At 71.4% G+C, this 19,943-nt stretch carries 18 protein-coding genes; 12 read left to right on the top strand and 6 right to left on the bottom strand.

Going from position 1 to position 19,943, the window contains the following annotated elements; translation table 11 throughout:
- The first annotated feature begins 106 nt into the window (after nt 1-106).
- The 5 genes from AB0I59_RS36630 to AB0I59_RS36610 all read left to right on the top strand — a co-directional run bounded on the left by AB0I59_RS36630 (nt 107) and on the right by AB0I59_RS36610 (nt 6,680).
- Complete coding sequence (locus tag AB0I59_RS36630) at nt 107-1,633, top strand: PucR family transcriptional regulator (protein ID WP_061256361.1); 1,527 nt, start codon at nt 107-109, stop codon at nt 1,631-1,633.
- Between the two features lie 243 nt (nt 1,634-1,876).
- Nucleotides 1,877-3,169 (top strand): helix-turn-helix domain-containing protein, encoded by a 1,293-nt coding sequence (locus AB0I59_RS36625; RefSeq protein WP_358140434.1) that lies wholly within the window; start codon nt 1,877-1,879, stop codon nt 3,167-3,169.
- Nucleotides 3,170-3,393: 224 nt separating this feature from the next.
- Entirely contained in the window at nt 3,394-4,026 is a 633-nt protein-coding gene (locus tag AB0I59_RS36620) for a copper resistance CopC family protein (protein WP_061256365.1), read from the top strand.
- A complete protein-coding gene (locus tag AB0I59_RS36615) occupies nt 4,023-6,014 on the top strand; it encodes a bifunctional copper resistance protein CopD/cytochrome c oxidase assembly protein (RefSeq protein WP_358140431.1) in 1,992 nt (663 codons plus the stop codon). Before AB0I59_RS36620 ends, AB0I59_RS36615 begins: the two co-directional genes overlap by 4 nt.
- A gap of 249 nt (nt 6,015-6,263) precedes the next feature.
- The gene (locus tag AB0I59_RS36610) at nt 6,264-6,680 is read left to right on the top strand and encodes a sensor histidine kinase (protein WP_061256369.1); all 417 of its coding nucleotides are present in this window, start codon (nt 6,264-6,266) and stop codon (nt 6,678-6,680) included.
- Nucleotides 6,681-6,699: 19 nt separating this feature from the next.
- On the opposite strand, the gene map is transcribed toward AB0I59_RS36610, so the two are convergent.
- Nucleotides 6,700-7,548 (bottom strand): type I methionyl aminopeptidase, encoded by an 849-nt coding sequence (gene map / locus AB0I59_RS36605; RefSeq protein WP_061256371.1) that lies wholly within the window; start codon nt 7,546-7,548, stop codon nt 6,700-6,702.
- A 43-nt stretch (nt 7,549-7,591) separates the two neighbouring features.
- Here map and AB0I59_RS36600 point away from each other — a divergent pair, with 43 nt between their 5' ends.
- Nucleotides 7,592-7,768, top strand: a complete 177-nt coding sequence (locus AB0I59_RS36600) for a hypothetical protein (RefSeq protein ID WP_228644827.1) — start codon at nt 7,592-7,594, stop codon at nt 7,766-7,768.
- A gap of 71 nt (nt 7,769-7,839) precedes the next feature.
- Nucleotides 7,840-8,370, top strand: a complete 531-nt coding sequence (locus AB0I59_RS36595) for a hypothetical protein (protein WP_358140426.1) — start codon at nt 7,840-7,842, stop codon at nt 8,368-8,370.
- Here the strand turns inward: AB0I59_RS36595 and AB0I59_RS36590 are convergent.
- The gene (locus AB0I59_RS36590; RefSeq protein WP_061256379.1) at nt 8,345-8,932 is read right to left on the bottom strand and encodes a hypothetical protein; all 588 of its coding nucleotides are present in this window, start codon (nt 8,930-8,932) and stop codon (nt 8,345-8,347) included. The genes AB0I59_RS36595 and AB0I59_RS36590 overlap by 26 nt on opposite strands.
- 106 nt (nt 8,933-9,038) lie before the next feature.
- Between AB0I59_RS36590 and npdG the strand changes: the two genes are divergently transcribed.
- Nucleotides 9,039-9,704: an NADPH-dependent F420 reductase gene (npdG, locus tag AB0I59_RS36585; protein WP_358140423.1), complete on the top strand. Its 666-nt coding sequence runs from the start codon at nt 9,039-9,041 to the stop codon at nt 9,702-9,704.
- Nucleotides 9,705-9,725: 21 nt separating this feature from the next.
- Here the strand turns inward: npdG and AB0I59_RS36580 are convergent, their stop codons facing one another.
- On the bottom strand, nt 9,726-10,412 hold the full coding sequence (locus AB0I59_RS36580) for an alpha/beta fold hydrolase (protein WP_358140420.1): 687 nt from the start codon (nt 10,410-10,412) through the stop codon (nt 9,726-9,728).
- Between the two features lie 128 nt (nt 10,413-10,540).
- Here AB0I59_RS36580 and AB0I59_RS36575 point away from each other — a divergent pair, with 128 nt between their 5' ends.
- Entirely contained in the window at nt 10,541-11,713 is a 1,173-nt protein-coding gene (locus AB0I59_RS36575; protein ID WP_358140417.1) for a trans-sulfuration enzyme family protein, read from the top strand.
- Nucleotides 11,714-11,828: 115 nt separating this feature from the next.
- On the opposite strand, the gene panB is transcribed toward AB0I59_RS36575, so the two are convergent.
- Complete coding sequence (panB, locus tag AB0I59_RS36570) at nt 11,829-12,680, bottom strand: 3-methyl-2-oxobutanoate hydroxymethyltransferase (protein ID WP_061256385.1); 852 nt, start codon at nt 12,678-12,680, stop codon at nt 11,829-11,831.
- A gap of 157 nt (nt 12,681-12,837) precedes the next feature.
- Between panB and AB0I59_RS36565 the strand changes: the two genes are divergently transcribed.
- The 3 genes from AB0I59_RS36565 to AB0I59_RS36555 all read left to right on the top strand — a co-directional run bounded on the left by AB0I59_RS36565 (nt 12,838) and on the right by AB0I59_RS36555 (nt 16,342).
- On the top strand, nt 12,838-14,028 hold the full coding sequence (locus AB0I59_RS36565; protein WP_061256387.1) for an MFS transporter: 1,191 nt from the start codon (nt 12,838-12,840) through the stop codon (nt 14,026-14,028).
- A gap of 129 nt (nt 14,029-14,157) precedes the next feature.
- Nucleotides 14,158-15,720 carry an MFS transporter gene (locus AB0I59_RS36560; protein WP_061256389.1) on the top strand — a complete coding sequence of 521 codons (1,563 nt, stop codon included), beginning with the start codon at nt 14,158-14,160 and terminating at the stop codon, nt 15,718-15,720.
- 7 nt (nt 15,721-15,727) lie between these two features.
- Nucleotides 15,728-16,342: a TetR/AcrR family transcriptional regulator gene (locus tag AB0I59_RS36555; RefSeq protein WP_063818781.1), complete on the top strand. Its 615-nt coding sequence runs from the start codon at nt 15,728-15,730 to the stop codon at nt 16,340-16,342.
- Nucleotides 16,343-16,517: 175 nt separating this feature from the next.
- Here the strand turns inward: AB0I59_RS36555 and AB0I59_RS36550 are convergent, their stop codons facing one another.
- Complete coding sequence (locus AB0I59_RS36550) at nt 16,518-18,296, bottom strand: NAD+ synthase (RefSeq protein WP_358140412.1); 1,779 nt, start codon at nt 18,294-18,296, stop codon at nt 16,518-16,520.
- A gap of 48 nt (nt 18,297-18,344) precedes the next feature.
- Nucleotides 18,345-19,898, bottom strand: coding sequence for a BTAD domain-containing putative transcriptional regulator (locus tag AB0I59_RS36545; protein WP_061256392.1), 1,554 nt, complete (start codon nt 19,896-19,898; stop codon nt 18,345-18,347).
- Between the last annotated feature and the right edge of the window lie 45 nt (nt 19,899-19,943).

Genomic DNA, 19,943 nt, shown 5'->3' with positions numbered 1-19,943 from the left:
ACCGGCAGTACATCAGCCCAGGTCACGGGGGCCAATTGCCGTCGTGATGAAACGCTGTGACCCCAGGGGATGCTAATTGTAGATTTCTCCAAATAATCTGATTCGCATGCTTCTGCGGGATCTGCTGGCCGTCGAGGAACTCCGGCTCGCCCTGCTGGCCGGAGCCGGCGGCGTGGACCGCGAGATCGGCGGCGTGCTGGTCACCGACCTGCCCGATCCCGGACGCTACGTCTCCGCGGGGGACCTGGTGCTCACCGGGTTGATGTGGCGCCGGGATCCCGCCGACTCCCGGGCGTTCGCCGACGCGCTCGTCACGGCCGGTGTGGTCGCGCTCGGTGCGGGGGACGCCCGCCTCGGCATGGTGCCCGACGACCTGGTCGCGGCGTGCGAGGAACGGGGCCTGCCCCTCTTCGCGGTACCCGTCGAGGTCTCGTTCGGCGCGATCGCCGACCTCGTGAACCGGCGGCTGGCCGGGGCCCGCGCGGGGGACCTGCGCAGCGTGCTCGGCAGCCGCCGCAGGATCGTCGCCGCGGTGGCCGAGGGCGCGGGCCTCGGCCGGCTCTTCGCGCTCATGGCGAGCGAGCTCGGGGTCACCGGCGCGGTGCTGTCCGCAGCCGGTTCCGTCATCGCGGGAGACCTGCCCGAGGAGCAGGCCGTACGGCTGGCGGGCGAATACCTGCGCGCCATCCGCCTTCCCCGGGTGGTCAGGGCGGGCGGGGACGCCGGGCCGTTCACCCTCTTCGCGGTGGACCGCGCACACCGGGCGGCGGGCTGGGTGCTCGCCTGCCGGGGCGAGCTCGACGTCGAGATCGGGTACGAGCTCGCCTCGTGCGTCGCCATGGAGCGCGCCCGCATGGAGGAGGGGCGCCGCGTCGAACGACGGCTGGCCGAGGAGCTCATCGGCCTGGCCACGTCGGGCCGCGCGGACCTGGCCGAGCTCTCCGCCAGGCTCAGGACCTGCGGGATCGACGCGGCGGAGCCGTACGCCGTGGTCGCCGCGACGGTGACGCGGCCGGGCGCGGCGGACGGTCCCGACCCGGCGACGCTGGGCGGCCAGGTCGTCGAGGAGGTGCTCGGCCGGCGGGCGGTGGCCGCGGCCGGGGCGGACGGCGCGGTCGCGCTGGTGCCGCTGCGGGATCACGGTACGGCGGCCGCGCTGGCGGCCGAGGTCGGGGAACGGGTGGCGGTGATCGCCGCGGGGCTTCCGCGGGTTCGCGTGTCCGTGGGGGTGAGCGCCGGGCTGGCCGGGGCCCCGGCGATCCGCGGCGGCACCGAGGAGGCGGGGTACGCGAGGCGGATGGCGGAGATGCGCGGAGGCGGCGTCGTCACCAGCGACGAGATCTACACGCACGCGCTGTTGCTGGCGACGGTGCCGGACGGGGTGCGCAGGTCGTTCGCGAGCCGGTTACTCGACCCGCTCTTCGACTACGACCGGCGCCACCAGGCGGAGCTGGTGCTGACCCTCGGCACTTTCCTCGACTGCGCGGGCTCGTGGAACGGGTGCGCGGAACGGCTGCACGTCCACGTCAACACGGTGCGCTATCGAATCCGCCGCATCGAGGAGCTGACCGGTAAGGATCTCTCCTCGATGGCGGATCGGGTCGATCTCTTCCTTGCGTTGCGGGCGGGATGACGTCGGTCGCCGGACAGTGTCGTGGACCCGATGGATGTGGAGGCTAGATAACGACTCAGCAGCACCAGTCGGCCATCACGTACTTGGGGGAAGACGTGTCCGCACTGGCGGCCGTAGCATTTGCCCCGACAACCACACCGGTTGAGAAGAGAACGGCCAGGACAGAGACGATGAGTCGGCGGCGCATGAGCAGCTCCTGTCGGGAAATCGTCTGATTTAACACCATTCTTGCAGGGGGAGCCCGTGACCAGTCAAGATCTAGTAGGCCAGCGCATCAAGATGATCCGCCGCCAACGTGGTCTTTCTCAGGCTCAACTGGCGCATCCGGAGCTCTCGGACAGCTACGTCTCCCTTATTGAGAGCGGCAAGCGGACGCCCACTCCGGCCGTTTTGGAACTGCTCTCACAGAAGCTCGATTGCTCGCTCACTTATCTGATCAATGGCGTGACCGCCGAGCAGATGGAGGAGCTCGAACTCGGCCTGCGCTTCGCCCGGCTCGCCCTGGACAACGGTGAGGTCGAGGAGGCCAGGCGCCGCTTCGGCGAGCTGCTGGCCGACCGGAGCCTGGTCGGCCTCTCCCAGCTGCACCAGGACGCCGAGTTCGGCTACGCGCTCGCCACCGAGGCGTGCGGCCACCTCGGTGAGGCCGTCACGATCCTGAACGGCCTCCTCGAGACCGAGGCCGGGGCGATGCCCGAGGACCGCCGGGTGGCGATCGCCGTCGCGCTGTGCCGGTGCTACCGCGAGAAGGGCGATCTCGGGCTGGCCGTCCAGGTGGGCGAGACGATGCTCAAGGACATGAACCGCGCCACCTGGACCGACGACCTGATCGAGCTCGCCGCGACCCTGCTCGCCGCGTACGGCGTGCGCGGCGACCTGCTGCGCGCCAGCCAGTTCGCGAACGAGCTGCTGGCCGCCGCCGACCTGCTCGGCACGCCCCGCGCGACGGTCGCCGCGAACTGGAACGCGGCAAGGATCGCCGAGCTCACCGGGCGCGGCGAGGAGTCCCTCGCGCTCGCGGAGCGCGCGCTCGCCGTACAGGGTGAGACCGGCGACTCGCGCAACCTCGCCCGGCTCCGCCTGGCGTACGCCATCCTGCTGCTCCGGGTCCGCCCTGACGACCTCGAGACCGCCCGTGACCTGATGGAGCGGACCCACAGGGAGCTCGGCGAGTCGGCGGCGAGCAAGGCGGACATCGCCCGCTGCTCCGTGTTCCTGGCCCGCACCGAGCTGGCGCTGCGCCACCCGGAGCAGGCCGCCGAGCACGCCCAGGCCGCGAAGGACCTGCTGGAGGAGCCCCTGCGTGAGCTTCGGGCCGAGGCGCACCTCGTGCTCGGCCAGGCGTACGAGCAGCTCGGCAGGCACGACGAGGCGGCGGCCGAGCTCGCCGCGGCGGGCGAGTGGCTGGAGCGGTCGCCCAAGGTCAGGATGGCGGCGCAGGGCTGGCTGGAGGCGGCCGAGGCGTTCCAGCGCATCGAGGACCACTCCGCCGGCGCCGTCGCCTACCAGCGCGCGCTCGCCTGCGTCGGCCTGTAGCCTCTCCGGCCGCTAGGGCCGGTACGTCCTCCGGCCTCCGGGGTGTCGATCGCGTCGATCGCGTCGATCGCGTCGATCCGGAGGCCGCGAGGCCGGTGCCGTGGGGATTCCGGGCCGTGCGGGACGCCGGGGACGCTGGGGACGTGGCGTTACGCGAGTGTCCCGTCTCTGTGGGTGACGCGGGGTAAGGACCGGACCCACGCGTCGGTAGCCTTGGAGCTGCCATGAGAAAATCCCCGCTTGCGGCCCTGATCGCGTTCGTCGCGACTCTCTTGCTGGGCACGGCTCTCGCCATGCCCGCGCTGGCCCACACCTCGCTCAAGAGCAGTGACCCGAAGGAGAACGCCCGGGTCGACGGCCTCACGAAGGTGAGCCTGGTCTTCACGGAATCGGTCCGCTTCCCGGTCGTGCTGGTGCGCGGCTCGGACGGCAAGAAATATGAGACCGGCGACCCGACTCTCGACGGACCCAAGGTGACCCAGGCCGTCGCCGACTCGCTGCCCGCCGGCGCGTACACCGTGGCCTGGCGGGTGGTGTCCAGCGACGGCCATCCCATTGAAGGGGAGATCCCGTTCACCGTGGTCGCCTCCGAGGCGGCGCGGGCCACCCCGGACACCGGTGCGACGCCCACGGCGTCGGCCCCCACCCCCGGCATCGAACCGAGCGTCCAGCCGAGCGTGGAGCCGAGCGTCGAACCGACGGCCGGGCCGACCTTCGTACAGGCGGGTGACGACCAGGCACAGGACGCACAGGACGAGGGCGGCCAGGGCGCCGTCCCCGCCTGGGTATGGATCGCGGTCTTCGGAGTGGCAGGCGTCGGCATCGGAATGGCGCTCAGCATGCGGAAGAAGCCGTGAGCCGGACCGCGCGCCTGGCGGTCGCCGCGATCTGCGCGGCGGCCGTCGCGTTGGTGATCGGGATGGTCGCCGGTGGCGCGGCGACCCCCCGGATCATCCCCGGACTGCCCGACGAGGGCACGCTCACCCGATGGATGCTCCCGCTGTCCAAGCTCGCCATGGACGGCGCCGGGCTCCTCACCGTCGGCCTGCTGCTGATGAGCGCGGCGTTCCTGCCCAGTGACAAGGGCCTGCTCGGCAAGCCCGCCCAGGACTACGTCAAGGCCGCCTCGTGGTCGGCGTGCGTCTGGGCGGTCGCGGCCGCGTCCACGCTGGTCTTCAGCCTGTCGGAGACGCTCGGCATGCCGGTCGGGGACGTCCTCGGCGGCAACGAGCTGACCAGCTACGCCAGCCAGGTCCCGCAGGGCATCGCGCTCACCCTCGTCGTGCTCTTCGCGGTCGCCGTCGCCCTGTTCGCGCGCGGCGCGATCACGGTCGGCTCGGCCGCGGGGCTGCTGGTGTTCGCGCTGGCCACACTGCTGCCGCCCGCGCTGACCGGGCACTCCTCCTCGTCGCCCAACCACGGGCTCGCCACCACGTCGGTGGCCTTCCACGTGCTCTTCCTGGCGCTGTGGGTGGGCGGGCTCGGCATGCTGTGCGTGCACTCCTTCCGCGACGGCACCCGGCTCGACGTCGCCGCCTCCCGGTTCTCCCGGATGGCGCTGTGGTGCTTCGTCGGGGTCGGCGTCTCCGGCGTGGCGAGCGTCCTCGCCCGGCTGGCCTCCGTCGAGGCGCTGTTCACCACGCCGTACGGCCTGCTGCTGGTGGCCAAGATGGCGGCGTTCGTCGCCCTCGGCGTGATCGGCTGGTGGCACCGCCGCCGCACCGTTCCCGCGCTGACCGCGGGGCAGCCAGGATCGTTCTTGCGGCTGGCACTCGGCGAGATCCTGCTGATGGCCGCGACGACCGGTGTCGCCGTCGCCCTCGCCCGCACCGCCCCGCCGGAGATCAAGGGCCCGATCGACCGCGCCTACGAGCTGCTCGGCTACATCGTGCCGCCCCCGATCTCGCTGGGCAACCTGGTGACGCTGTGGTGGTTCGACCTGTTCTTCGCCGCGGTCGCCGCCGCGCTCGCCGGCCTCTACGCGGCCGGTGTCGTACGGCTGGCCCGTCGCGGCGACTCGTGGCCGCACGGCCGGACGGCCTCCTGGTTCCTCGGCGTCGTCATCCTGGTCCTGGCCACGCAGAGCGGCATCGCGAAGTACGCGCCGGTCCTGTTCAGCGTCCACATGGCCGAGCACATGGTGCTCGCCATGCTGGTGCCGATCCTGCTGGTGCTCGGCGCCCCCGTCACGCTCGCGCTGCGCGCGCTGAAGCCCGCCGTACGGCGCGGCGACCGCGGCCCGCGCGAGTGGATCACCGTGATCCTGCACAGCCGGTACGTCAAGTTCGTCGCCCACCCGGCCATCGCGACCGCGATCTTCATCGTGTCGACGTACGCGCTGTACTTCACCCCGTTGTTCGCCTCCGCGATGCAGGAACACCTGGGGCACATCGCGATGACGGTGCACTTCCTGGTCAGCGGCTGCCTGTTCTTCTGGGTGATCATCGGCGTGGACCCCGGGCCGCACCGGCTGCCCCATGTCGGGCGACTGCTGCTGCTGTTCATCACCATGCCGTTCCACGCGTTCTTCGGCATCGCGCTGATGAGCATGGGCACGGTCCTCGCCGCCGACTGGTACAACCAGCTCGGCCGCACCTGGGGCGCGTCGTCGGTGTCCGACCAGCAGACCGGCGGGGCGATCGCCTGGGGTTTCGGTGAGATCCCCACCCTGATCGTGGTCATCGCCCTGGCGATCCAGTGGTGGCGTGCCGACGACCGGGTGGCCCGCAGGGCCGATCGCCGGGCCGACGAGCGGGCCGCGAAGACGGGCGGCACGGGCGACGCCGAGCTGGACGCCTACAACGACTACCTGGCCAAGCTGAACAAGCGCGACACCGCCCAGTGACCCGTCGTCGATCCGTCGTGCCGCCGCCGGGTCCGCCCTGTCGAGTCGGGTCGTTGACCCGTCCTCTGACGCCGCCCGCGGGTACGGTGGAAGCGCGTGACCTGCTCGGAGAACGGGCATAACCACGTGTGCGACCGGGCCGTGCCCCGGGCGGAGTCATGTGGTCGGTAAGCCCGTTCAGAGCTCGTGCCGTTGGCGTCCGCGTCGCCGTCCGCCGGGATGACGGCGCGGCGATTGAGGAGGGGCGGGTTGGCGGAGGAACTGCGGATCCGGTCGAACGGCGATCTGGCGTCGGCTCTGGAGGACTATCTCGCGGAGTGGTCCGGGCGTTCGGGCATCGCGGTCGAGATCTGGGCGCTGCCGGGCCAGGCGGTCTCGCGGCGCGTCGCTCAGGCGGTGTACGCCACCGTCGTCGAAGCCCTGGCGAACGTCGAGCGGCACAGCCACGCGCGGCTGGTCTCCGTCGCCGTCACCACGGGCAAGGCGGGCCTGCGGATGACCGTGAGCGACGACGGCGCCGGGTTCGCCGTGGACGAGGCGGCGCCGAACGCGGCGCGGGGGCTGACCGCCATGCGCGCCCACTTCGCCGGCGTCGGCGGCACACTGACGGTCAACAGCGTCCCCGGTGGCGGGACGACCGTCACCGGGGTGGTCCGCGCCGGCTGACCCGGCGGCCGGATGAGACCTAGGGCAGCGTGAGGATCTCGTGGCCTGAGTCGGTGACCAGGATGGTGTGCTCGAACTGGGCGGTCCGCTTGCGGTCCTTGGTCACGGCGGTCCACTGGTCCGGCCAGATCTCGTAGTCGATGGTCCCGAGCGTGAGCATGGGCTCGATCGTGAACGTCATGCCGGGCACGAGCGTGACCGCGAGCGAGGGATCGTCGTAGTGCGGGACGATCAGGCCCGAGTGGAACGACGTGCTGATGCCGTGGCCGGTGAAGTCGCGGACGACGCCGTAGCCGAATCGCTTCGCGTACGCCTCGATCACCCGGCCGACCACGTTGAGCTGGCGTCCGGGCACGACCGCCCTGATCGCGCGCATGGTGGCCTCGCGGGTGCGCTCGACCAGCAGCCTGGACTCCTCGTCCACGTCGCCGACGAGGAACGTCGCGTCGGTGTCGCCGTGGACGCCCCCGATGTACGCAGTGATGTCGACGTTGACGATGTCACCGTCGTTCAGCACGGTGTCGTCCGGGATGCCATGGCAGATCACCTCGTTGATGGAGGTGCACAGCGACTTGGGGTAGCCGCGATAGCCCAGGGTCGAGGGGTAGGCGCCGTGGTCGAGGAGGAACTCGTGACCGATCCGGTCCAGCTCGTCGGTGGTGACGCCGGGAGCGACGTGCCTGCCGACCTCCTCCAGCGCCTGGGCGGCTATCCGGCCGGCGACCCGCATTCTCTCGATCGTCTCGGGAGTCTGGACGTCGGTGGTGCCCTTCTTCGGGGCGGCCTTCCCCACGTACTCCGGGCGTTCGATGTGGGCGGGGACCTTACGCATGGGCGACACTCGCCCTGGCCGGAGGAGTGTTGTCATGCCGCCAAGTCTAGATGCGGTACGGAGGGGGAGGATTAGCCCCGTGAGCGATCAATGGTGGTTCTGCCTCAAGCACATGCGTGTCGAGCCGGACGAGGGTTGCCCCAACAAGGATCGTATGGGCCCGTACGCCACGGAGGCGGAGGCGGCGAACGCCCTCCAGACGGCCTCCGAGCGGAACGAGGTATGGCAGGCCAAGGATGAGGAATGGGACGACTAACGCCTTGACCTGAAATTGGGGGACATGCCCGCCGATGGCCTGCGAAGCTGGCCTGGGGCGGGAGGTGGTACATGGCGGAGCCCAAGGAGCCCGGAGCTCTGAGCGGTGTGGACGAGGGCGCGCGCCGCATGTCGGGCGCGGAGCGCCGCGTGGCGGCGCTGCTGGCCGCCGAAGGACACCAGGTCGTCGCCGTCGCCCCCGTCGACGGCCGGAGAACCGGTCACCGGCATCCGGCCGGCCGCGCCGACGCCCTCGTCGACGGACGGCCGACCGACTTCGTCGTGCTCACCGAAGGGGACACGGGTGTGGCGGTGACGATGGCGCTCAGCCGCGCCGCCCGCCACGCCGACCGCGCTGTGATCGACGCACGCGGTACCGGGCTCGGCCGGGCCGCCGCCGAGGCCGGGGTCCGCTGGTTCACCGCGGTCCCGCACAGCCACGTGCTCCGCGGCTGGCGGGTCGTCGGCGACGGTTACGACATCCGCTTCGACGCGGACCTCGACCCCGGCCCCGACCCCCGGACGGATGCCGGGCCCGTGCCGTCCGGCTCCCCGTCCCGCCCCACCGGGCGGCGGATCAGTCCGGGACGCGCGGCCCGCTGACCCGGTCCATGAGGCGGGCCAGGCGTTCGCGCAGGCCGAGCCGCCGGACGTCGCCCGCCGCGCTGCTCACCAGATGCTGGGCGCCGTCGAAGCTGAGCGGGCCCTCCAGGCGCGGTACGGCCAGCGAGTCGTGGGCGAGCGACTCCAGCGTGGGATCCCCGACGTCGAGCGCGAGGATCGTCGCGCCGGTCCGGCGCGCGTCGTCCACACGCTCCAGGAGTGGCACCGGAGCCCGCTCCTCCGCGACCACGAAGAGCGTCTCGCCGCGCCGGGCCTCGCGCAGCCGGTCCAGGCCGATCCGCAGATGGGCGGGCGCGTTCGCGGGCGGTGACCAGCGCAGCAGCGTCGGGGAGAGTTGGGGGAGTCCGGACAGCCGCGCCTCGTCGGACAGGTGGGCGGTCAGGTGCCATGGTTCGTCGTCGGGCGTCCCCACCAGGAGCAGACCTCCGGGAGAACGGGTCGCGCGCAGGGCCAGTCCCAGTTCCCGGGTGCGCTCCAGCCAGCCGGTCGAGGCGAGCACCTCGCGGAGAAGGCCTACCGAGTCAGCATCCACGAAGCCCATGGTGCCTGACAGGTTCGGACGCGGTCCGGTGAATCCCGATCTCGGCGCGGTGCTCCGCGCCGCCCCTGCCAGCGGAGAGCCGGAAGCGCCCTGGCATGATCTGCCTATGGCAGATCTGAATGACTTTCCGGACGTTGCGGGCCTCTCCATCGGGATCCTCGGAGGCACCGGTGACCAGGGCAAGGGCCTGGCGCGCAGGTTCGCCCTGGCCGGTCACACCGTACTGATCGGTTCCCGCAGCGCCGAGCGCGCGCGGGAGGCCGCAGAGAGCATCGGCGTACGCGGCGCCGAGAACGCCGCCGTCGCCGCCGAGGCGGACATCGTGATCGTGGCCGTGCCGTGGGACGGGCACAAGGCCACGCTGGAGTCGTTGCGCGGCGAGCTGGCCGGGAAGATCGTCGTCGACTGCGTGAACCCGCTCGGTTTCGACAAGCAGGGCGCGTACGCGCTTCCGGTCGAGGAGGGCAGCGCGGCCCAGCAGGCGGCGGCCGTACTGCCGGACAGCCGCGTCGTCGCGGCGTTCCACCACGTGTCCGCGGTCATCCTGCTCGACCCGGAGGTGGACGAGGTCGGACTGGACGTTCTCGTGCTCGGCGACGACAGGGAGGCCACGGACCTCGTGCAGGCGCTCGCGTCGCGCATCGCGGGCGTGCGGGGCGTCTACGGCGGCCGGCTGCGCAACGCGGGCCAGGTGGAGGCGCTGACCGCCAACCTGATCTCGATCAACCGCCGCTACAAGGCGCACGCGGGATTCCGGATCACCGACGTCTGACGGTCCCCGCGCACCCCGAGATCATCCCCCGGTGGCGGATCTGATCAGCCACGAGGCGACCGACTCGGGGTCGGTCAGCTGGTGCAGATGGCCGCCGGGAATGCGCTCGACCGGCCACCCGCGCTCGCTCGCCTCCTTCGCCGTCTCGGCGTACGGCGAGTCGAACCACAGGTACGCGCCGCGGACGTGGTCCCAGCGCGAGGGGACCGGGATGTCCAGCAGGTAGTAGTCGAGCGGCAGGCGGGGCTGCTCGGCCACGACCACGCGCCGTGTCGCCTCGTCGGGGAAGAGGTCCGCGACCACCTCGTCCGGCCACCAGTCCGTCCAGCGGGGCAGGATCCCCGCGTCGTCGGCGAGATCGCGCAGGAAGGCGGCCGGCTCGGGAGGCTCTCCCGGGACCGGACCCCTCCGAGGCGGGAGCGCGGCGTCGACGAACAGGCAGGCGGAGATCCGGCCGCGCAGCGCCTCCGCGATGAGCGGGACGAACCGTCCGGCGTTGCTGTGCGCGACGATCACCAGCGGGCCGTCCGGCGGGGCGGCGGCCGTCACCGCGTCGACCACGCGCGGCCAGTACGGCGCGGGCCCGGCGGTCACGTCGACGAGCGACGGCACCACGGCGGCATGGCCGCGTGCGCGCAGGACCTCGGCCACGGGGTTCCACGTCGCGGGGCCGAGGGAGGGGCTGTGGACGAGCATGAAGGTGTCCATGCCCGCCAGCATTCACAATCGCGGCCGGCCGGGACAGGGTGATCCTCTGAGCGCGTAACGGTTTCCCCGCACGCGGTGATGGCTCCCTGATCTGACATCGTTCGGGAAACCAGGTAATCCTTGTAGGTATGACCTCTTTGCGCCCCGAGACGCGAGCCGTCCACCTGCCCCGACCGGATCTGAACGGCAGTACGCCGATCACGATCCCCATCTATCAGACGTCGGGATTCGCGTTCGACAACCCCGCCGTCTTCGCCGACGGGATGGGTCGGCCGGACGGCGCCTTCGTCTACGGGCGGCTCTCGAACCCCACCGTGCGGGCGCTTGAGGAGGCCGTCGCCGGGCTGGAGGGCGGCCCGGGCGCCATCGCCACCGGTTCGGGGATGGGCGCCATCAACACGGTGCTGCTCGCGTTGCTGCGGCCGGGCGACCACGTGATAGCCCAGCGGGCCCTGTACGGAGGCACCGCCCACATGCTGGCCGATCTGACGGCGCGGTTCGGCATCGACGTGACCTACGTGCACGAGGCGGACCCCTCGGCGGTGCGCGACGCCGTACGGCCGGAGACGAAGCTGCTCTACCTGGAGACGATCGCCAATCCGATGACGCAGGTCGCGGACCTGCCCGGGATGGCTGCCGCCGCGCGCGCGGCGGGGTTGCTGACCGTCGTGGACAACACCTTCGCCTCGCCGATCCTGTGCCGGCCGATCGAGCACGGGGCCGACGTGGTGGTCCACTCCACCACGAAGTACCTCTCCGGCCACACGGACGTCCTGGGCGGCATCGCGGTCTTCGCCTCCGATGACCTGCACCGGAAGGTCTGGTCGTATGCGATCGAGCTCGGGGCCACGGCGGATCCGTTCGCCGCCTGGCTGACCCTGCGCGGGACGCAGACCCTGGCGCTGCGCATGGAGCGCCATTGCGCCAACACGCGCCTGCTGGCCACCCGGCTCGCCGAGCACCCCGCCGTGGCCGCGGTCCACTGGCCCGGCCTGCCCTCGCATCCCTCGTACGAGGTGGCCGCCAAGCTGCTGCCCGACTTCGGTGGCGTGTTCTCGTTCGACCTGACCGGCGGGCGGGCGGCCGGTGAGGCGTTCATGAGCTCCGTACGGCTCGCGCTGCTCGCGCCCTCGCTGGGCGGTGTCGAGACGCTGATCCTGCACCCCGCGACGACCTCGCACCGGTCGCTCGACGCGGCGGGGCTGGCCGCCGCCGGGATCGGCGAGGGGACGGTCCGGGTGTCCGTCGGCATCGAGCATCCCGAGGACCTGTGGGCCGACTTCGAGCAGGCGCTCGGCTGACGACCCGGATCAACCGGCCCCGATCACGACGGCCCCGATCACGGCGGCCCCGATCACGGCGGCCCCGGTCACGGCGTACGCGTGACCGGGGCCGCCGGGCGGTGGCGCCGGGAGATCAGTGGTAGCTGTGCTCCGGAGCGGGGAAGACGCCGGACACGACCTCGTCGGCGTACGCGCGGACGGCGCGGTCCATCTCGCCCGCGAGGTCGAAGTACTTCTTGACGAACTTGGCCGGGCGCGGCGTGAGCCCCATGAGGTCCTGCCAGACGAGGACCTGGGCGTCGGTGCCCGCCCCCGCGCCGATGCCGATCGTGGGAACGCTGAGTGACGCGGTCACCCGCTCGGCCAGATCGGCGGGTACGCACTCCAGGACCACGCCGAACGCCCCGGCGTGCTCCAGGGCCTTGGCGTCGGCCATCAGCTCGTCGCCCGACTGGCCGCGGCCCTGCACGCGGTACCCGCCGAAGACGTTCACCGACTGCGGGGTCAGGCCGATGTGGGCCATGACCGGGACGCCCGCCGAGACGAGCATCTCGACCTGGGACAGCACGCGACGGCCGCCCTCCAGCTTCACCGCGTGGGCTCCGGCCTCCTTCATGAAGCGGGCGGCCGTCTCCAGCGCCTGCTGCGGCGACGCTTGGTAGGACGCGAACGGCAGGTCGGCGATCACCATCGCGCGCTTGGAGCCGCGGACCACGGCGGCGGTGAGCGGGATGAGGTCGTCGACCGTCACCGGAAGGGTCGAGTCGTACCCGTAGACGACCATGGCGGCCGAGTCGCCGACCAGCATGACGGGAATCCCCGCCTCGTCGAACACCCTCGCCGTCATCGCGTCGTACGCGGTGACCATCGGCCACCTCTCATGACGCTCCTTGGCCGCGGCGAGATCGCGGACGGTCACCCTGCGTCCCGACGCGCCCCCGTAGAGCGCGGTGGACGCGGCGGATGCAGCGGAAACAGAGGACATGGCTACCTCCAGGTCTCGTGGCGCCCCTGTGGCGTCCCCGGACAGTCAGATCATCGCATGCGACCCGCAAATAGAACACCCGAGGGACTGGCCGTAATCCGGTGGAAACCATGTCGGTGGGGCACGGCACAATGCCATTCCGGAGGTAGACAACCAAATGGCACTCGAACCTTACCGGAGGGTTCTCGCCCTGCCGGGCGTCCCCGCGCTGCTGCTGGTCGGCATGCTCGCCAGGATCCCGATGACCGGCACGGGCATCACACTCACCCTGCACGTGGTCAACGGGCTGGGGCTGGGATTCCTACAGGCCGGATTGATCGGCGCGGCCAACCTCGTGGGAGGCGCGATCGGCGCGCCGCTCGCGGGACGTTTCGTCGACCGGCGCGGCCTGCGTCCGGTGTTCGCGGTGACCACCACCGTGCAGTTCGTCTTCTGGTGCTCGGCACCGTGGCTCCCGTACGAGGCGCTGCTTCCTGGCGCGCTCGTCGCGGGACTGTTCAACCAGCCCGTCTTCGGCGCGCTCAGGCAGTGCCTGGGAGCGATGGTCCCGGCGGAACGCCACCAGTCCGCGTTCGCCCTGGACTCGATGGCCGTCGAGGTGTCGTACATGGTCGGGCCCGCCCTGGCCGTGGCCATCTCGACCGGCTTCTCCAGCACGGTGACGATGTACGCGGTGGGCGTCGGCCTGGTGGGCACCGGCGTCGCCCTGTACGCGCTGAACCCGCCGACCAGCTCCCCGGGTGACGACGCCGCCGTGGCGGTGCCGCGGCGGAGGTGGCTCACGCCCGGCCTGCTCACGCTGTTCGGCGTCGCCTCGTCGCTCACGTTCGTGCTGACCACGACGGAGCTGTCGGTCGTCGCCATCCTCAAGACCGGCGAGGCCACGCGGTGGACCGGTCTGGTGCTCGGGCTGTGGTGCGGATACTCGCTGATCGGCGGATTCGTGTACGGCGGGCTCTCCCGCGGCTTCTCGCCGCTGCTCCTCACCGGGATCCTCTGCGCGTTCACCGCGCCCGTCGGGATCGTCGGCGGAGGTTGGTGGTGGCTCTGCCTGGCGCTGATCCCCGCCGGCCTGCTGTGCGCGCCCGCGATGTCCGCCACCGTGGCGGCGGTCAACGGGCGGGTGCCCGCGGGGGCGCGCGGCGAGGCGATGGGCCTGCACGGCACGGCGCTGCTGATCGGCGGCGCCTGCGCCGGACCGGCGGCCGGAGCCGTGGTCGACGCGCACGGTCCGGGCTGGGCGTTCGCGGCCTCGGGCGCGGTCGGGCTGGTGCTGGTCCTGATCGCCCTTCCGTTCTGGAACGAGGCCCGGCGGCCCGCGTCCGATCCCGTGACCGCGAGCGTCTGACCCGGCGCTCGGGGCCGCGCGGCCCCGAGCGCCGTCCGCATTATGAAACGCGACGGTTGCGTATCGAATATCGAACCGCTACGGTAGCGTTCCGAAACTCATGCGTATCGAAATTTGACTGGGGGACCCTTGGACGCGCATACCGGCCACCCACGCCGCTGGCAGATCCTCGGCGTGATGGTGTTCAGCCTGCTGGCCGTCGTGCTCGACAACACGATTCTCAACGTCGCGATCAAGACCATCGCCGACCCGGTGCACGGTCTGGGAGCCACCCAGAGCGAGCTGGAGTGGGCGATGAACTCCTACACGCTCGTCTTCGCGGGCCTGCTGTTCACCTTCGGCGTGCTCGGCGACAGGTACGGCCGCAAGAAGATGCTCCTCGTCGGCATGGTGATCTTCGGTCTCTCGTCGCTGGTCAGCGCGTACGCGCAGGACCCGACGCAGCTGATCCTGGCCAGGGCGCTGATGGGGCTCGGCGGCGCGGCCATCATGCCGGCCACGCTGGCGATCATCTCGAACGTCTTCCCGATCCACGAGCGGGGCAAGGCCATCGGCATCTGGGCGGGCGGCGTCGGCATCGCCGTCGCCATCGGGCCGATCACCGGCGGCCTGCTCCTCGAGCACTTCTGGTGGGGCTCGGTCTTCCTCGTCAACATCCCGATCGTGCTGGTCGGCCTGGCGCTGATCGCCACTCTCGTGCCGGACTCGAAGGACCCGGGCAAGACCGGTCTCGACCCGGTCGGCGTGCTGCTGTCGATCGTCGGTCTGGTGGCCCTGGTCTACGGCATCGTGCGGATCAGCGACCTCGGCACCTTCGCCGACACCTCGGTCATCGTCCCGTCGCTGATCGGCCTCGCCATCCTCGGCGTGTTCTTCTGGTACGAGCGGCGCATCGACCACCCGGCGTTCGACGTGCGCAACTTCAGGAACGCCGCCTTCTCCACCGCCATCGCGAGCGTCGGCCTGGTCTTCTTCGCGGCCATGGGCGTGATGTTCTTCATGGCCTTCTACTGGCAGATCGTCCGGGGTTACTCCCCGCTCCAGTCGGGCGCGCTGGTCCTGCCGTTCGCCGTGGCTCAGCTGATCTTCGCGCCGCGGAGCGCCAAGGTGGTCGACAAGTACGGCGCCAAGACGGTCGGCACGATCGGCATGATCGTGATCGCCGCCTGCCTCGCGGCCTACGCCCTCGTCGGCGTCGACACGCCGATCTGGATCCTGCTGGTGCTCACCTTCGTCCAGGGGTCGGCGATGGCCCACATCATGCCCCCGGCGACCACGGCCATCATGAACGCCCTGCCCCGGGAGAAGGCCGGTGTGGGTTCGTCCATGAGCAATGTCGTCCGGCAGGTCGGCGGCACGCTCGGCATCGCCATCCTCGGCGCGGTCCTGTCCGCGAGTTACCGGAACGGCATGGAGGGCGAGGTCACCGCGGTTCCGGAGCAGCTCCGCCACGTCGTGACCGAGTCGATCTCCGGTGCCGCCGGTGTGGCCGCGCGCCTGGGCGACCAGGGGGCCGGCCTGATGAGGGCGGCCAACGAGGCGTTCGTCTCGGGCATCCACTGGGCGGCGCTCGGCTCGGCCGCGGTCGCGCTCATCGGTGCCCTTCTGATGGCGCGCTGGATGCCCGGGAGGCCCGCCGCCGCGGTGGAGGCGCAGTCACCCGAGGTGGACAGGGAAGCGGCGGTAGTGTGAGCGCACGATGATGACGCGGCAGACGGCGGAAGGGGCGGCCCGTGCCGCGGGGCGCCCGCGCAGTGAGAAGGCGGAGAAGTCGATCATCGAGGCCACCCTCGAACTGATCGGCGAGGGCGTCGCGGTGTCCGAGCTGTCCATCGAGGGCATCGCGGCCAGGGCGGGCGTCGGCAAGACGACGATCTATCGCCGCTGGTCCAACAAGGAGGACCTCGTCGTCGACGCCCTGACGACGCTGAAACCGCCGATCCCGCCGTTGCGTGGGGACTCCGTCCGGGACGACCTGGTCGCCTACCTCTCGGTCATGAGGGACGAGGCCCGGCACACCCACACCCGCTGCATCATGAACATCGCGATGAGCGACTCGGAGCGGCACCCCCGCCTCGCCGCGCGGTTCGACGAGCTGGCCATCCAGCCGCGCCGCGCCGTCATGATGGAGGTGCTGCGGCGCGGCATCGAGCGCGGGGAGCTGCGCCCCGACCTCGACGTCGAGATGGCGATGGCCATTCTGAGCGGCGCGATGTTGTGGTACACCAAGTGGTCGCACCGGGCCACCGCCCTGCCCGACGACCTGGCCGAGCGGATCGTGGACGAGGCGCTGCGCGGCTTCCGTCCCCGCTGACCTCCCGCCGCCGGAGATTCGTCCGCCAATGGGAGCCACCGAGTCGGCTGATCAGGCGGACTCGGTGCCCGGTAGCCGCCGGTGAGCGAGCACGTTCGTCCGCTGAGCCCTCCTCCGTCCATGGGCGGAGGAGGGCTCAGGTCTGAGGTGAGACGTTCCATGCGGGAGAGACGGATCAGCGGGTCGTCTCGCGCCACCGGTTCGTGATCGGCAGCCGGCGGTCACGGCCGAAGTTCTTCGGCGTGATCTTCGGGCCGGGCGGATACTGGCGCCGCTTGTATTCCGCCAGGTCCACCAGCCGGATGATCCGGCTGACCAGCTCCGTGTCGTGGCCGGCGGCGACCAGCTCCTCCCGGCCCATGTCCTTCTCGACGTAGTCGTCCAGCAGCCGGTCGAGCACGTCGTACGGCGGGAGCGAGTCGGTGTCGCGCTGGTCGGGCCGCAGCTCGGCGCTCGGCTCCTTGGTGATGGAGTTCTCCGGGATGGGCGGCTCGCCCGTGCGGAGCCGGAAGAACTCGTCGTGGCCGTGGGCGTTGCGCCACTCCGACAACTTCCAGACCAGGGTCTTCGGCACGTCCTTGATGGGCGCGTAGCCGCCCGCCGAGTCACCGTAGAGCGTGGAGTATCCGGTGGCCAGCTCGCTCTTGTTGCCGGTGGTCAGCACCAGGTGGCCGTGCTCGTTCGACAGGCTCATCAGCAGCATGCCGCGCACCCGGGCCTGGAGGTTCTCGGCCGCGAGACCGTGCAGGTCGATCTCCTTCTCGAACGCGGCGACGATGTCGGCGATCGGGACGGTCCGCGCGGTGACGCCCTGCCGCCGCACCAGCTCCTCCGCGTCGCCGACCGAGTGCTCCGAGGAGTAGCGCGACGGCATCAGCACCACGTTCACCCGCTCCGGCCCGATGGCGTCGGACGCGATCGTCGCGGCGAGGGCCGAGTCGATGCCCCCGGACAGGCCGAGGATGACGGAGCGGAAGCCGTTCTTGGTGACGTAGTCGCGCACGCCGAGGACGAGCGCGTGGTAGATCTCGGCGAGGTCGTCCAGCCGGGGCGCCACGGCGGGTTTCTCGGGCGCGTACGTCGCGACAGGCTCACCCGAGAGCTCCACCCGCTCGACCGTGATCGTCGTCCCGTCATGGGCGTCGACCGGGAACTCGCCGGGCTCGCCGGTGCCGAGCGGCAGTTCCAGGTCGGCGACGAGCAGCTCCTCCTTGAACTGCGGGGCGCGGGCGACCAGCTCGCCGGAGGAGTCCACGATGACCGAGTCGCCGTCGAAGACGAGCTCGTCCTGGCCGCCGACCTGGTTGACGTAGGCGAGGGCGCAGCCCGCCTCGCGGGCCCGCCTCCCGACGAGCTCCAACCGCACGTCGTCCTTCTCCACCTCGTACGGCGAGGCGTTGGGCACGACGAGCAGCCCCGCGCCGGCCCGCGCGACGACGGAGACGGGGCCGCCGTCCTGCCAGAGGTCCTCGCAGACGGCGACGGCGACGTCGACCCCGCGTACCCGCACGACGGGCAGCCGGTCACCGCGCACGAAATAGCGGTATTCATCGAAGACGCCGTAGTTGGGCAGGTGGTGCTTGGCACTCCGGGTCACGACGCGGCCGCCGTGCAACACGGCCGCCGCGTCGAGCGGGGCGCCCTTCGGCTGACCGACGCGGGGTTCGAGATTCGCCCGGTCGACGTAGCCGGTCACGACGGGGATGTCGCCGAGACCCTCGTCGGCGAGGCGCCGCGCCACCGTCTCCAGCGTCGCGATCGAGGCGTCCACGAACGAGGTCCGCAGCACCAGGTCCTCCACGGGATATCCGGTCAGGAACATCTCCGTGAAGACCACCAGGTGCGCGCCTCGCTCGGCGGCGCGGCGCGTCCATTCGACGAGCCGGTCGGAGTTGCCGCTGAGGTCGCCGACGATGGGGTTGGTCTGGGCCAGGGCGATACGCAGTTGTGCCACAGGCCCAGCGTAGAACCCTCCGTCATTTGTCGTCAAAGCGACGATAAGTCAGCTCTCGGGAGACCCGGGGCTGACCAGGCCGCTCTCGTAGGCGAGGACGACGAGCTGTGCCCGGTCCAGCAGCTCCAGCCGCCTGAGCAGCGCGGCCACCTCGTCGGCGATCTCGTGTTCCGGGACCGCCAGCGTGACGGCGATCTGCCGGTTGGTGAAGCCGCGTGCCACCAGCTTGATCAGGTCGAGATCGGAGTCCGAGAGGCCCGCCGGAGCCGCGGGGTCGCGCCGCCCGGCGAAGGCCGCGATCAGATGCGTCGTGACCGCGGGGTCGAGCAGGGCGTCCCCGGCGACCGCGGCCCTGATCGCCGCGACGAGCTGTTCGGGAGGCGAGGTCTTGAGTACGAAGCCGCTGACCCCCGCGCGCAGCGCGGCGTACAGGTTGTCGTCGGTCCCGAAGGTCGTCATCATGATCACCTTCGGTGGCCCCTCGGCCGCCAGGATCCGCCGCGCCGCGGCCAGCCCGTCGAGGCGGGGCATCTGGATGTCCATCAGGACCACGTCCGGCCGCGTCGCCTGGACGACGGCGATCGCCTGCTCGCCGTTCTCCGCCTCTCCCACGAGTTCGAGGCCGGGCTCGAACTCGAGGACCACCTTCAGGCCGGTGCGAACCAGCGCCTGGTCATCGGCGATCACGACCCGGAGCCGTTCCGTCGAGACGGAGTCCGACGCGGAGCCGGTTCCCGATCCGGTCGCCGTACCGGCCCCGGAGGCGGTGCCGAAACCCGGCCCGGACCCGGCGGCGGACCGGTGGCCCGCCGCGGCACCCGATGCGCCGGAGTCCCGGGGAGCGGGCGCGTCCAGGTGCGGCGCCTGCGAGAAGATGTCCTGCTCCAGCCGCTGCAGCGTGGGCCCCAGGTCGAGGCCCAGCTCCTCGCGGAGCACCTCGCGGGCCCGGCGCAGGGCGCCGAGCGCGTCACCCTGCCGTCCCGCCCGATAGAGCGCGAGCGCGAGCAGCCGCCAGGCCTCCTCCCTGAGCGGGTACGCCGAGGCGTGCGCCTCCAGGTCGGGGATCAGCGCGCCGGTCCTGCCGAGCCGTACGGCGGCGTCGCCGCGGCGTTCGACGGCGAGCAGGCGCAGCTCCTCGAGTCGCTGACCCTCGGTCACCGCCCAGGGCAGGTCGAGGAACTCGGCCAGCGCGGGGCCCCGCCACAGGGCGAGCGCGGCCTCCATCTGCTCCAGCGTGCGCGCCGGGTCGTCGCCGTGGTCGCTCTTGACGAGATGATCGAACCGCCAGGAGTCGACCTGCTCGACGGTGGCGCGCAGCGCGTATCCCGGAGGAGCCGAGACGAGGATCCCGGCCTGCTCGCGGGGCGCGCGGTCCGGTTCGAGCGCGCGTCGCAGCCGCGACACGTACCCCTGGATGGTCGAGAGCGCCTGCGCGGGCGGCTCGCCCGGCCACAGCTCGTCGATGAGCACGCCCACCGGTACGGCCCGGCCGCCCGCGACGAGCAGCCGGGCCAGCACGGCCTGCTGCCGTTGACCGCCCAGGTCGAGCACCTGACCATCGGATTCCGCCTGGAACGGCCCGAGAGCACGAAATTTCACCATCGCACCGGTAAGCGTAGGGCCATCCGGGAGAAGTGAGCAGTGCTC

It is taken from the genome of Microtetraspora glauca (assembly GCF_040656155.1).
Lineage (GTDB): Bacteria > Actinomycetota > Actinomycetes > Streptosporangiales > Streptosporangiaceae > Microtetraspora > Microtetraspora glauca.
Note: the sequence above shows the minus strand (reverse complement) of the source record. Positions and strands in the feature narration are given on the sequence as shown.

Coding starts and splice junctions, on each gene's coding strand:
- AB0I59_RS36595 (WP_358140426.1), top strand. CDS start 7,840: ATGGCGGAGCCCAAGGAGCCCGGAGCTCTGAGCGGTGTGGACGAGGGC.
- AB0I59_RS36545 (WP_061256392.1), bottom strand. CDS start 19,898: ATGGTGAAATTTCGTGCTCTCGGGCCGTTCCAGGCGGAATCCGATGGT.
- AB0I59_RS36580 (WP_358140420.1), bottom strand. CDS start 10,412: ATGGACACCTTCATGCTCGTCCACAGCCCCTCCCTCGGCCCCGCGACG.
- AB0I59_RS36620 (WP_061256365.1), top strand. CDS start 3,394: ATGAGAAAATCCCCGCTTGCGGCCCTGATCGCGTTCGTCGCGACTCTC.
- AB0I59_RS36575 (WP_358140417.1), top strand. CDS start 10,541: ATGACCTCTTTGCGCCCCGAGACGCGAGCCGTCCACCTGCCCCGACCG.
- npdG (WP_358140423.1), top strand. CDS start 9,039: ATGGCAGATCTGAATGACTTTCCGGACGTTGCGGGCCTCTCCATCGGG.
- AB0I59_RS36590 (WP_061256379.1), bottom strand. CDS start 8,932: ATGGGCTTCGTGGATGCTGACTCGGTAGGCCTTCTCCGCGAGGTGCTC.
- AB0I59_RS36565 (WP_061256387.1), top strand. CDS start 12,838: ATGGCACTCGAACCTTACCGGAGGGTTCTCGCCCTGCCGGGCGTCCCC.
- map (WP_061256371.1), bottom strand. CDS start 7,548: ATGACAACACTCCTCCGGCCAGGGCGAGTGTCGCCCATGCGTAAGGTC.
- panB (WP_061256385.1), bottom strand. CDS start 12,680: ATGTCCTCTGTTTCCGCTGCATCCGCCGCGTCCACCGCGCTCTACGGG.
- AB0I59_RS36630 (WP_061256361.1), top strand. CDS start 107: ATGCTTCTGCGGGATCTGCTGGCCGTCGAGGAACTCCGGCTCGCCCTG.
- AB0I59_RS36555 (WP_063818781.1), top strand. CDS start 15,728: ATGATGACGCGGCAGACGGCGGAAGGGGCGGCCCGTGCCGCGGGGCGC.